Source organism: Allobosea sp., from assembly GCF_048595345.1.
Classification (GTDB): Bacteria; Pseudomonadota; Alphaproteobacteria; order Rhizobiales; family Beijerinckiaceae; genus Allobosea.
In genome coordinates this window covers 1-11,554 of sequence record NZ_JBMDWH010000163.1, presented here as the reverse complement: position 1 = coordinate 11,554, position 11,554 = coordinate 1, and the positions used below count along the sequence as shown (strand labels likewise).

The following is an 11,554-nucleotide window of genomic DNA, read 5'->3' as shown; positions in this document are numbered from 1 at the left end:
CACCTCACCCCTGCCCATCTCAATGATCTCGGGGTTGCCCGAGATCTGCACTCCGTGGGTCGAAGGCGGAACCAGCCGACTTCGATGCAGGAGAGGGGTTCTCCGCGCCGTGCTCAACCTCGGTTGGCACGCGCAATGGGCCGCGCCCCGTTTGACTTCTCTTGCCGAAACGGTCTCCTGCGCTGGCCCGCCCGCCCAGCGAGATTCGCCCTCATGCTGACGATCCACCGCATCTGTCCGGAGACGGGCGACAAGCTGCGCCCGGCGAACTCGGGCACCGGCGAGCCTTTCCCGAAGGACTCCGTCTGGATCGACCTGCTGAATCCGACGCCGGACGAAGACAGGGCGCTCGAGGCCCATCTGGGCATCTCGATCCCGACGCGCGAGGAGATGCACGATCTCGAACCCTCCGAGATCATCTACAGCGAGAACGGCGCGCATTACATGACCGCCCGCGTGATCTGCCATTCGGACAGCATCGTCCCCAAGCTCGCCGACGTCACCTTCATTTTGACCGAGAAGCTGCTGGTCACGGTTCGTTACGATGAGCCCAAGGCCTTCAGCATCTTTCTGAACCGCTCGACCAAGCCCGGTGGTTGCGGGAGCCAGCCGGAGGCTGTGCTGGACGGGCTCATCGAGGCCATCGTCGATCGCGCGGCCGAGGTGCTTCGCGACGTCGGCGACAAGATCGACATGGCGTCCCGCCGGATTTTCGCGGGGCGTGCGAAGGATGTCGAGCAGGGCGGCGCCTACCAGGCCGTCATCCAGCATATCGGCCAGCACGAGCACATCATCTCGAATGTCCGCGAGAGCATGGTCTCGGTCGAGCGCGTGCTGCTGTTCCTCTCCGCCAACTACACCCGGCCGAAGAAGGCGCAGGCCGCCTTCGCCGGGGAGTGGCGCTCGGCGGTGCGCGACGTCCAGGCCATCGAGGAGCACGCGACCTTCCTCTCCAACAAGCTCCAGTTCATGCTCGACGCCACCCTGGGCCTCGTTTCGATCGAGCAGAACAAGATCATCAAGCTGTTCTCGGTCGTCTCCGTGGCCCTGATGCCGCCGACGCTGATCGCGTCGATCTACGGTATGAACTTCAAGACGATGCCGGAGTTGGAGTGGCAGTGGGGCTATCCCCTGGCACTGGCGTCGATGGTCGTCTTCGCGGTGCTGCCCTACATGTTCTTCCGCTGGAAGAAGTGGCTCTGATCGGCACGGCGTCATCGCCGCCTGGAAAGTTGCGCGGCTGACATGACGACGCCTCAGATGCTCTCCGTCGCGCTGGTCGTGGCGATGATGGCCGCGTTCCTCTGGGGACGCCTGCGCTATGACATCGTCGCCATGATCGCCCTCCTGGCGGGAGTCGCGATCGGCATCGTCCCGGCGAAGGAGGCTTTTTCCGGCTTCTCCGACGATATCGTCATCATCGTCGGCAGCGCACTGGTGCTGAGCGCCGCTGTCGCCCGATCGCGCGTCATCGAGCGGCTCGTGGGCAAGCTGGCGCCCGAGCGGGCCTCGACCCAGATGCAGGTGGCGCTTCTGGTCGTGATCGTCGCGGTGATGTCGGCGATCATCAAGAACATCGGCGCGCTGGCAATGATGCTGCCCATCGCCTACCAGCTCGCGCGCAAGGGCGGGAAATCGCCCTCCGTCTTCCTGATGCCGATGGCCTTCGCCTCGCTGCTCGGAGGCATCGTCACGCTGGTCGGCACCTCGCCGAATGTGATTGTGGCCCGGGTCAGGGCGGAACTCGGCGGCCAGCCCTTCTCGATGTTCGATTTCACCCCCGTCGGCATCGTCGTCGCGGTGGCAGGCTGCGCCTTCCTGGCAATCGGCTATCGGCTGCTGCCGAAGGACCGCAAGGGCGCCGTTTCGCTCGACCAAGCGATCGACATCAAGGACTATGTCACCGAAGCCGATGTCGGATCCGCCTCCGCCATCGCGGGCAGAACCGTCGCCGAGCTCAAGGCGCTCGGCGGAGGCGATGTCGAGATCGTCGCCATCCTGCGCGACAAGCGGCGGATGCAGGCGCCCTTGCCCGATGCGCGCCTGAAGTCGGGCGACACTCTGCTCCTGCGCGGCGATGCCGATGTGCTGGAGCGCGTGGTCGCCGAGGGCGGGCTCGATCTCGACGGGTCCCACCGCCCGACTCAGAAGCAGGACGCCCTCGACCCCGATCTCGTCAGTGAGGCCATCGTCGGCCCCAATTCCGTGCTGATCGGCCAATCGGCGGGCGATCTCGGCCTACACGCGCGCTTCGGCGTCAATCTCATCGCGATCAGCCGCTCCGGCGAGCGCTTCTCGCAGCGCCTGCGTGACATCCGCATCCGGGCGGGCGATATCGTCGTCATCCAGGGCGACGAGAAGCTCTTGCCGGAGAAGCTCGGCGAACTCGCGCTGCTGCCGCTGGCCGAGCGCGCAGTCTCGCTGGGCTCGACCCGGCGTGCCCTGATCACGGTGGCGATCGTTCTGGCAGCGATCGTGACGCTAGCGGCCGGCCTCGCGCCGGTGCCGCTGGTGTTCTTTGCGGCCGCTGTCGCCCTGATCACCTTCCGCTGCGTGCCGCTGCGCGAGGCCTATGCCAGCATCGATGCGCCGATCCTGCTGATGCTGGCGGCGCTGATCCCGGTGAGTGATACCCTGCGCTCCACCGGCGCGACGGATGTCTTCGCCACCTGGCTCGCGCAGATCGGCTCGGGCCTGCCGGGCTGGGCCTCCGTCGCCTTGATGATGGCCGCGGCGATGGCGGTCACGCCCTTTCTGAACAATGCGGCGACCGTCCTTGTCATGGCGCCCATCGGGGCGGGCTTTGCCACCAATCTCGGCTATAATCCCGACGCCTTCCTGATGGCGGTCGCGTTGGGCGCGGCGAGCGACTTCCTCACCCCCATCGGCCACCAGTGCAACACATTGGTGATGGGGCCGGGCGGCTATCGGTTCAGCGATTATCCGCGTCTTGGGGCGCCGCTCTCGCTCATCGTGCTGCTGGTGGCCGTGCCGATGATCCTGCTGGTCTGGCCGCTGCGCTGACGCCTTGAGACAAAATGTCTCTGAAGGGCGGCTGGCACGGAACGTTTTACCTGCCGCTGCCGTTGAAAACGAAACGCCCGGCCTTTGCGCCGGGGGCAGTGCCGATGCCTATATGAACAGCAGTTTCGCCCCGGCCGCCTTGATGTGCCGGTCGCATTGAAGAGATGGTCCCATGACCCCGACTACGGCCTCAGCCGGCGCGGCTCCCGCCCGGAAGCCCTTCTATTCCAGCTTCGGCTTTCAGGTTCTCGCAGCGATGGTGGTCGGCCTCGCTCTCGGCTGGGTCGCCCGCTCGATCGGCCCAGACGCGGCGGGCCAGCCCAACGCGCTGGCGACGACGCTCGCGACCATCGGCTCCATCTTCGTCCAGCTCCTGCAAGCGCTGGTGCCGGCGCTGATCTTCACCGCCATCGTCGCCTCGATCAGCAATCTGCGCCAGCTTTCCAATGCCGCGGCGCTGGTCTGGCAGACGCTGCTCTGGTTCGCGATCACCGCCTTCGTCGCGGTGCTGATCGGCATCGCGCTCGGCCTGCTGATCCAGCCGGGTCTCCATGCCGGCGTGACGCAGGCCAGCGCCAGGGCGCCGGCCTATGTCGGCTCCTGGCTCGATTTCCTGAAGGGGTTGGTCCCGGCGAACATGCTCGGCCTGCAGGCGACGACGCGGGTCGATGGCGGAGCCGCGACCACGCGCCTCGGCTTCAACGTTCTGCAATTGCTGGTGATCTCGATCGTGGTCGGCGTTGCCGCGCTCAAGGTCGGGGACAAGGCGAAGCCCTTCCTCGCGCTGAACGAATCCTTCCTCGCCATCGTGCGCAAGGTGCTGTGGTGGGTGATCCGCCTGACGCCGATCGGCACGGTCGGTTTGCTCGGCAATGCCGTGGCGCAATATGGCTGGCAGACCCTGCAGCAGCTCTCCTGGTATGCGATCGCGATCTATATCGGCCTCGCCATCGTGCTGCTCGTCGTCTACCCGGCGCTGCTCCTGCTGCACGGCCTCTCGCCGATGCGCTTCTTCGCGGGCGCCTGGCCGGCGATCCAGCTCGGCTTCGTTTCGCGCTCCTCGATCGGCACCCTGCCGGTGACCGAGGCCGTGACCGAGAAAAGCCTTGGCGTGCCGCGCGAATACGCGGCCTTCGCCGTGCCGCTCGGCGCCACCACCAAGATGGATGGCTGCGCCGCGATCTATCCGGCGATCTCGGCGATCTTCGTCGCGCAGTTCTACGGCGTGCCGCTCGGCATTCAGGAATATGTGCTGATCGTTTTCGTTTCGGTCATCGGCTCGGCCGCGACGGCCGGCCTCACCGGCGCGACGGTGATGCTGACGCTGACGCTGTCCACGCTCGGCCTGCCGCTCGCCGGCGTCGGACTCCTGCTGGCGATCGACCCGATCCTCGACATGGGCCGCACCGCGGTGAACGTCGCCGGCCAGGCGCTGATACCGACCATCGTCGCCAAGCGCCGCGGCCTGCTCGACCAGGCGCAATACGACCGCGCCGGCGATATCGAGGTGATCGACGGGGCCGCCAAGGCGGCTTGAGGGCGGAGGGGCCGATCGAATCAGTGTTCGCGGAACCACGCCGTCATCCCGGAGAAGCTGCGAAGCAGCGCAGCTCCGGGAACCATCATAAAGCTCCGGAGCCCTCCGATGGATCCCGGGGCAGGCCCGGGATGACGGCATGTGTTTCCGCGGAGAACGAGATGCTTAGGCCATGACTTGGGCGGCGATCTGGCGCAGCCCAGCATCGTCGCGCTCCAGCCAGCCAGGAACCGGCAGCTCCTTCGAGCGCAGGAATTCCGGGTTGAACAGCTTCGACTGATAGCGCGTGCCGTAATCGCACAAGATCGTCACAATGGTGTGGCCCGGCCCCAATCGCTTCGCCAGCCGGATCGCGCCGGCGACATTGATGCCCGAAGAGCCGCCGAGGCACAGGCCCTCATGCTCCAGCAGGTCGAACACGATCTGCACCGCTTCCGCATCGGGGATCTGGAAGGCGGCATCGACAGCGAGGCCTTCGAGATTGGCGGTGATGCGCCCCTGGCCGATGCCCTCGGTGATCGAGGAGCCTTCCGATTTCAAAACGCCATCGGTGTAGAAGGAGTACAGCGCCGCGCCCATCGGATCGGCGAGCCCTATCTTGATCGCGGCATTGCGCGCCTTCAGCGCCGTCGCAACGCCGGCCAGCGTTCCCCCTGAGCCGACGGCGCAGATGAAGCCATCGACCTTGCCCTCGGTCTGCTCCCAGATCTCGGGGCCGGTGGTGTCGATATGGCCCTGGCGGTTGGCGGTGTTGTCGAATTGGTTGGCCCAGATCGCGCCATTGGGCTCGCTTGTCGCCAGCGCCTCGGCGAGCCGACCCGAAACCTTCACAGAGTTGTTGGGATTGGCGTAAGGCGCCGGCGGCACCTCGACCAGCGTGGCCCCGGCCAGCCGCAGCATGTCCTTCTTCTCCTGGCTCTGCGAGTCCGGGATCACGATCACACTGCGATAGCCGAGCGCGTGACCGACGAGCGCGAGCCCGATGCCGGTGTTGCCCGCCGTGCCCTCGACGATGACACCGCCGGGTTTCAGCAGCCCCTTCGCCTCCGCATCGCGGATGATCGCGAGCGCCGCGCGATCCTTCACCGACTGGCCGGGGTTCATGAATTCGGCCTTGCCGAGAATGGTGCAGCCGGTCACCTGGGAGGCCTGCTTCAGCTTGATGAGCGGCGTGTTGCCGATCGCGTCGATGACGCCGTCACGAATGGTCATGTCCGATTTCCCAATGTCTTCGCAACCTGATAGGCGAAAGCCTCGCCGAGATCATCACACAAGCGGACAGCTGTCCGAGTTCGGAACGATGCCAGTCGCCAAGCCGCAGGCCGGAGAAAATCCTTCTCCGAAGCTCGCCATGAATGAAACCCTCGTCATCGATCGCCTCGGCCAGCGTGGCGACGGCGTCGCGGCCAGGCCGGGCGGCAGCGTGTTCGTACCCTTTGCGCTGCCGGGGGAGACCGTGCGCGCCGTCGTCGACGGCGAGCGCGGCCAGCTCGTCGAGATCCTCGCCCCTTCCGATTCGCGCATCGCGGCGATCTGCCCGCTCTTTACCCGCTGCGGCGGATGCGCCGCCCAGCATATGGGGTCGGAGATCTACCGCGAATGGAAGCGCCGGCAGGTCGTGACCGCGCTGGAACGCGCCGGGGTCGCGGCGCCGGTGGCCGATATGGTGGACGCTCACGGCGCAGGCCGCCGTCGCGTCACCTTCCATGCCCGCCGCGAAGGCGAGGCGATGGTCGTCGGCTTCATGGCGGCGCGCAGCCATGATCTGGTCGAGGTCGAGGCCTGCCCGGTTCTGGTGCCGGGGCTGGCCCGCGCGCCGGCCGTCGCGCAGATGCTCGCGAATCGCCTCGGCAGCGCGAACAAGCCGCTCGACATTCAGATCACGGCGTCAGAAGCCGGGCTCCACGTCGATCTGCGCGGCCATGGCCCGCTCGGCGACAAGGCCAGGCTGGCACTGACCGTGCTGGCCGAGCGGCTGGACCTCGCCCGTCTCTCGAACCATGGCGACATCGTCGTTGAGCGGCGCGCGCCCGTCCAGCAGATGGGCAAGGCGCTCATCGCCCCGCCGCCCGGCGGTTTCCTGCAGGCGACGGCGCTCGGGGAGGAGACGCTCGCCGGGCTGGTGGTGGCGGCGCTGCCCAAGGGCAAGCGAGCGGCCGATCTTTTCGCCGGCTGCGGCCCCTTCAGCCTGCGCATCGCCGAGCGCATGCAGGTCACTGCGGTGGAGAGCGAGCCGGCCGCGATGCTGGCGCTCGCCAAAGGCGCCGGCGCGACGCAAGGGCTGAAGCCGATCGCGACCGAAACCCGCGACCTCTTCCGCCGCCCGCTGCTCGAACACGAGCTCAATGCCTTCGACGTCGTGGTGCTCGATCCCCCGCGCGCGGGAGCGGAGGCGCAGGCGAAGCGTCTGGCCGCCTCGAAGGTCAAGGACGTGATCTATGTCTCCTGCGACGCCGCCAGTTTCGCCCGCGACGCCGCGACGCTGATCGCGGGCGGTTATGCGCTGGAGGGCGTGACGCCGGTCGACCAGTTCCGCTATTCCGCCCATATCGAGCTCGTCGGCGTCTTCCGGCGAGGCAGGAAGGGCTGAAGATTGGTGGACCGATCTCAGCCCTCATCCTGAGGAGCAGGCCAATGGCGCCTTGCGGCGCTCCTCAGGATGAGGGCTGAAGGGATCGAAGCCGTCTTTGAGGGGCAGGGCTACAAAATGAGCACGATTCTCGATCGCATGGCCGCCATCGTCGGCGAAAAGAACGTCGTCACCGATGCCGACGCGATGGTGCCTTATCTCAAGGAATGGCGCGATCTGTTCCGCGGCAAGGCCCAGGCCATCGTCCGCCCCGGCTCGACCGCCGAGGTCGCGGAGCTGGTGAAGCTCGCCGCGCAGACCGGCACGCGGTTGGTGCCGCAGGGCGGCAATACCGGCCTCGTCGGCGGCCAGATTCCGATCGCGGACGGGCAGGAGATCATCCTTTCGCTCCAGCGGCTGGACAAGGTCCGGGCGGTCGATACCGATGGCGACACGATGATCGTCGAGGCGGGCCTCAGCCTGAAGCGCGCGCAGGATGCGGCCGAGGCGGCGGGCCGGCTCTTCCCGCTCTCGCTCGCTTCCGAAGGCTCCTGCACCATCGGCGGCAATCTCTCGACCAATGCCGGCGGCACCGCGGTGCTGGCCTATGGCAATGCCCGCGAGCTCTGCATGGGGCTGGAGGTGGTTCTGCCCGATGGCCGGATCTGGAACGGGCTGCGCCAGCTGCGCAAGGACAACACCGGCTATGATCTGAAGAACCTCTTCATCGGCGCCGAAGGCACGCTGGGCATCATCACCGCCGCGGTGCTGAAGCTCTTTCCGCTGCCCGCGGCGCGTGCCACCGCCTTCCTCGCAGTGCCGAGCCCGCAGGCTGCGCTCGACCTGCTGAACGCGGCCAAGGCCGGCGCCGGCGGCACGCTCACCACCTTCGAGCTGATGCCGCGCATCGGCCTGGATTTCGTCCTGCGCCACGCCTCCGGCGCGCGCGATCCGCTCTCCGAATCCTCTCCCTGGTATGTGCTGATGGAGGTCTCGGCCCAGCAGGCGGCCGGGCTCGACGAGCATGTCGATGCCTTCCTCGGCGAGGCTCTGGAAAACGGGACGGTGACCGATGCCGCGCTGGCCGGCTCGCTGACCCAGCGCGCCGATTTCTGGAAGCTGCGCGAGATGCTTTCCGAGGTGCAGACCTATGAAGGCGGCTCGATCAAGCACGACGTTTCGGTGCCGGTGCATGCCACGCCGGAATTCCTGGCGCGTGCCATCGCGGCGGTGGAGGCGATGGTGCCGGGCTGCCGGCCGGTGCCCTTCGGCCATCTCGGCGACGGCAACATCCATTTCAACGTCAGCCAGCCGATCGGTGCCGACAAGGCAGGATTCCTGGCGGGGTGGAGCGAGATGAACGAGGCGGTCCACGCCATCGTCGCGCAGATGCACGGCTCGATCTCGGCCGAGCACGGCATCGGCCGCCTCAAGCGCGACCTGCTGCCCGGCGTGAAGGACCCGGTCGAGCTCGACCTGATGCGCGCGATCAAGAAGACGCTCGATCCGCAGGGCATCATGAACCCGGGCGCGGTGGTGCCCCTCCAGTAGGAGCGCGAGCGCGCTAACAGGGCTCAAGACATCGCTGCACCTGCCTAAAAATCCGGCAGGACAGCCACGGCCGCGCATTGACCGCTTCCGGAGCCGCTTTTAGCCTTCGCGACAATCAAAACGGGGACGGCGGCGATGATCGGTGTTTTGCGCAGTGTTGCGGGCGTTTCCGAAGGACGAGCTAGCAGCCTGACCCGCCGTGCAATGGCCGCGCTGGCTCTCGGTGCCGCGCTCAGCGCCTCCTTGCCGGCCGCCGCCCAGACCCCGTTGAAATTCACGCTCGACTGGGTCTTCCAGGGGCCGACCTCGCCGTTCCTGGTGGCGCTCGACAAGGGCTACTACAAGGCCGAGGGGCTAGACGTGACGATGGACCCCGGCCAGGGCTCGGCCGGTGCGGTCCAGCGCGTCGCCACGGGCGCCTACGACATCGGCTTTGCCGATGTGAACTCGCTGATCGAGTACAACGCCAAGAACGAGGGCAAGGAAATCCTCTGCGTCTTCATGGCCTATGATTTTCCGCCCTTCGGCGTCCACGCGCTGAAGAAGAGCGGCATCGCCAAGCCCGCCGATCTCGCGGGCAAGAAGCTCGGCGCCCCGGTGTTCGACGCTTCGTTTCGCCTGTTCCCCGCCTTCGCCAAGAAGGTGGGGCTGGATGCCGCCTCGGTCCAGCACGTCAATCTGACGCCGCAATTGCGCGAGCAGTCGCTGGTGCAGGGCACGGTGGATTTCATCTCCGGCCACTATTTCTCGTCGATCCTCGATTTGAAGGCGCGCGGCGTGAAGCCGGAGGATGTCGTCTCCTTCAACTACTCCGACTACAAGATGGATGTTTACGGCAACGGCATCATCGTCTCGCCGGCTCTGGCCGCCAAGCCCGAAGTCGTCACCGCCTTCCTGCGCGCCACCGCCAAGGCCTGGAAGGAGGTCGCCGCCAACCCCTCGCTCGGCATCACCGCCGCCAAGAAGCGCGACCCGCTGATCGACGAGAAGCTGGAGGCCGAGCGCCTCGACATGTCGCTGAAGATGAACGTGCTGACTCCCTTCGTGAAGGATAACGGCATGGGCGACGTCGATCCGGCCCGCTTCGCCCGCTCGGTGAAGGATGTCGCCGACGCCTTCGGCCTGCCGGCCGCGCCCGAGCCGGACAAGGTGTTCTCGGCCAAGTTCCTGCCGCCCAAGGCCGAGCGGATGGTGGCGCCCTGATGGAACGCTGGGGGAACCCTTCTCCCGTGTGGGAGAAGGGCAGGGATGAGGGCCTGCCCTGCCCATATGAGGCGCAGCGGCGCCGCCTCGTTCTCACGAATACCCGCGCACCCTCACCCCTGCCCCTCTCCCATCCGGGAGAGGGGTCCCCCGCGCTACACCGTCTCTGATGGTCTCGATGTCCACTCAGACCGAACCGCCCCTCGTCGAGCTCCGCAAGGTCGGCCTCTCCTATGGCTCCGGCGCCTCGCGCATGGTCGCGCTGGAGGATGCGACATTGTCGATCGCCAAGGGCGAGTTCGTCGCGGTGGTCGGCCCGTCCGGCTGCGGAAAGTCCACCCTGATGAAGCTCGTCACCGGCCTGCTGCCGCCGACGACGGGCGAGGTGCGCGTCCATGGCCAGTCGGTCAAGGGCCCGATCCGTGGCGTCGGCATGGCCTTCCAGGCGCCCACGCTGATGCCCTGGCGCACGACGCTCGACAACATCCTGCTGCCGCTGGAGGTGGTGGAGCCGCATAAGCGCCGCTTCCGCGCCAACCGGGCCGAGTATGTCGCCCGCGTCGAGGCGCTGCTGGCCTCGGTCGGCCTCGGCGGCTTCGGCGGCAAATATCCCTGGCAGCTCTCCGGTGGCATGCAGCAGCGCTCGAGCCTTTGCCGCGCGCTCGTCCACGAGCCCGAGATCCTGATGCTGGACGAGCCCTTCGGCGCGCTCGACGCCTTCACGCGCGAGGAGCTGTGGGGCGTGATGCAGAAGCTCTGGCTGGAGCGGCGGTTCACCGCCGTGCTCGTGACGCATGATCTGCGCGAGGCGGTCTACCTCGCCGACACCGTCTATGTGATGAGCCGCCGCCCCGGAAAGGTGGTGATGGCCCGCAAGATCGACCTGCCGCGGCCGCGCACGCTGGAGACGACCTTCGAGCCCGCCTTCGTCGAGATCGTCCACGAATTGCGCGAGCGCATCCATCTGGAGCATGCGTGATGGAGGCGGCCCGATGAGCGACTCGCAAAAGCGCTTCCTGCTCGTCGCCATGCCCTGGCTCGCGGCGCTCGCTTTGCTGCTGGTCTGGGAACTCGCCTGCATCCTCTTCGCGGTGCCGGAAATCCTGCTGCCGCGTCCGAGCCGCATCGCCGAGGTGATGGTCCAGCGCTGGGACATCCTGCTGCGCTTCTGCCTGGAGACGCTCTGGACCACGATCATCGGCTTCGCCATGGCGATCGGCTTCGGCCTGCTGCTGGGGCTGGCGATCGGCGCCTCGCCCTTCGTCTATGCGGGGCTCTATCCGCTGCTGATCGCCTTCAACGCCATCCCGAAGGTCGCAATCGTCCCGATCCTGATGATCTGGCTCGGGGTCGGCGCGCTGCCGGCGGTGATCACCGCCTTCGTTATCTCGTTCTTCCCGATCGTCGTGAATGTCGCGACGGGTCTCGCCACCATCGAACCGGAGATGCGGGACGTGATGCGCTCGCTCGGCGCCAGCCAGTGGGAGATCCTGACCAAGGTCGGCGTGCCCCGTGCGATGCCCTATCTCTTCGCCAGCCTGAAGGTCGCGGTGACGCTGGCCTTCATCGGCTCCGTGCTGTCGGAGACGGTCGGCGGCAATCGCGGGATCGGATTCCTGATGCTCTCGGCCGGCGCCCGCAACGATACCGCGACCACCTTCGCCGGCCTG

At 67.0% G+C, this 11,554-nt stretch carries 9 protein-coding genes; 8 read left to right on the top strand and 1 reads right to left on the bottom strand.

What is annotated here, in order from left to right; genetic code table 11:
• The first annotated feature begins 213 nt into the window (after positions 1–213).
• The 3 genes from ACOJTB_RS14995 (at position 214) to ACOJTB_RS14985 (ending at position 4,561) form a co-directional block, all read left to right on the top strand.
• Positions 214–1,203 carry a magnesium transporter CorA family protein gene (locus ACOJTB_RS14995; RefSeq protein ID WP_420103329.1) on the top strand — a complete coding sequence of 330 codons (990 nt, stop codon included), beginning with the start codon at positions 214–216 and terminating at the stop codon, positions 1,201–1,203.
• A gap of 42 nt (positions 1,204–1,245) precedes the next feature.
• Positions 1,246–3,024: an SLC13 family permease gene (locus tag ACOJTB_RS14990; RefSeq protein ID WP_420103328.1), complete on the top strand. Its 1,779-nt coding sequence runs from the start codon at positions 1,246–1,248 to the stop codon at positions 3,022–3,024.
• 172 nt (positions 3,025–3,196) lie between these two features.
• Entirely contained in the window at positions 3,197–4,561 is a 1,365-nt protein-coding gene (locus ACOJTB_RS14985) for a dicarboxylate/amino acid:cation symporter (RefSeq protein ID WP_420103327.1), read from the top strand.
• A 165-nt stretch (positions 4,562–4,726) separates the two neighbouring features.
• Here the strand turns inward: ACOJTB_RS14985 and ACOJTB_RS14980 are convergent, their stop codons facing one another.
• On the bottom strand, positions 4,727–5,773 hold the full coding sequence (locus ACOJTB_RS14980) for a cysteine synthase A (protein ID WP_420103326.1): 1,047 nt from the start codon (positions 5,771–5,773) through the stop codon (positions 4,727–4,729).
• 139 nt (positions 5,774–5,912) lie between these two features.
• Here ACOJTB_RS14980 and ACOJTB_RS14975 point away from each other — a divergent pair, with 139 nt between their 5' ends.
• From ACOJTB_RS14975 to ACOJTB_RS14955, 5 genes are all read left to right on the top strand, one after another.
• Positions 5,913–7,151: a class I SAM-dependent RNA methyltransferase gene (locus ACOJTB_RS14975; protein WP_420103325.1), complete on the top strand. Its 1,239-nt coding sequence runs from the start codon at positions 5,913–5,915 to the stop codon at positions 7,149–7,151.
• A gap of 117 nt (positions 7,152–7,268) precedes the next feature.
• Positions 7,269–8,681 (top strand): FAD-binding oxidoreductase, encoded by a 1,413-nt coding sequence (locus ACOJTB_RS14970; RefSeq protein ID WP_420103324.1) that lies wholly within the window; start codon positions 7,269–7,271, stop codon positions 8,679–8,681.
• A gap of 204 nt (positions 8,682–8,885) precedes the next feature.
• Positions 8,886–9,884 carry an ABC transporter substrate-binding protein gene (locus ACOJTB_RS14965; RefSeq protein WP_420103323.1) on the top strand — a complete coding sequence of 333 codons (999 nt, stop codon included), beginning with the start codon at positions 8,886–8,888 and terminating at the stop codon, positions 9,882–9,884.
• Positions 9,885–10,062: 178 nt separating this feature from the next.
• Complete coding sequence (locus ACOJTB_RS14960; RefSeq protein WP_420103322.1) at positions 10,063–10,863, top strand: ABC transporter ATP-binding protein; 801 nt, start codon at positions 10,063–10,065, stop codon at positions 10,861–10,863.
• 13 nt (positions 10,864–10,876) lie between these two features.
• A partial coding sequence (locus ACOJTB_RS14955; protein WP_420103321.1) for an ABC transporter permease occupies positions 10,877–11,554 on the top strand: 678 nt, incomplete at its 3' end.

Excerpts from the sequence above, each read along its gene's own strand:
- ACOJTB_RS14995 (WP_420103329.1), top strand. The coding sequence starts at position 214 with ATGCTGACGATCCACCGCATCTGTCCGGAGACGGGCGACAAGCTGCGC.
- ACOJTB_RS14990 (WP_420103328.1), top strand. The coding sequence starts at position 1,246 with ATGACGACGCCTCAGATGCTCTCCGTCGCGCTGGTCGTGGCGATGATG.
- ACOJTB_RS14985 (WP_420103327.1), top strand. The coding sequence starts at position 3,197 with ATGACCCCGACTACGGCCTCAGCCGGCGCGGCTCCCGCCCGGAAGCCC.
- ACOJTB_RS14980 (WP_420103326.1), bottom strand. The coding sequence starts at position 5,773 with ATGACCATTCGTGACGGCGTCATCGACGCGATCGGCAACACGCCGCTC.
- ACOJTB_RS14975 (WP_420103325.1), top strand. The coding sequence starts at position 5,913 with ATGAATGAAACCCTCGTCATCGATCGCCTCGGCCAGCGTGGCGACGGC.
- ACOJTB_RS14970 (WP_420103324.1), top strand. The coding sequence starts at position 7,269 with ATGAGCACGATTCTCGATCGCATGGCCGCCATCGTCGGCGAAAAGAAC.
- ACOJTB_RS14965 (WP_420103323.1), top strand. The coding sequence starts at position 8,886 with ATGGCCGCGCTGGCTCTCGGTGCCGCGCTCAGCGCCTCCTTGCCGGCC.
- ACOJTB_RS14960 (WP_420103322.1), top strand. The coding sequence starts at position 10,063 with ATGTCCACTCAGACCGAACCGCCCCTCGTCGAGCTCCGCAAGGTCGGC.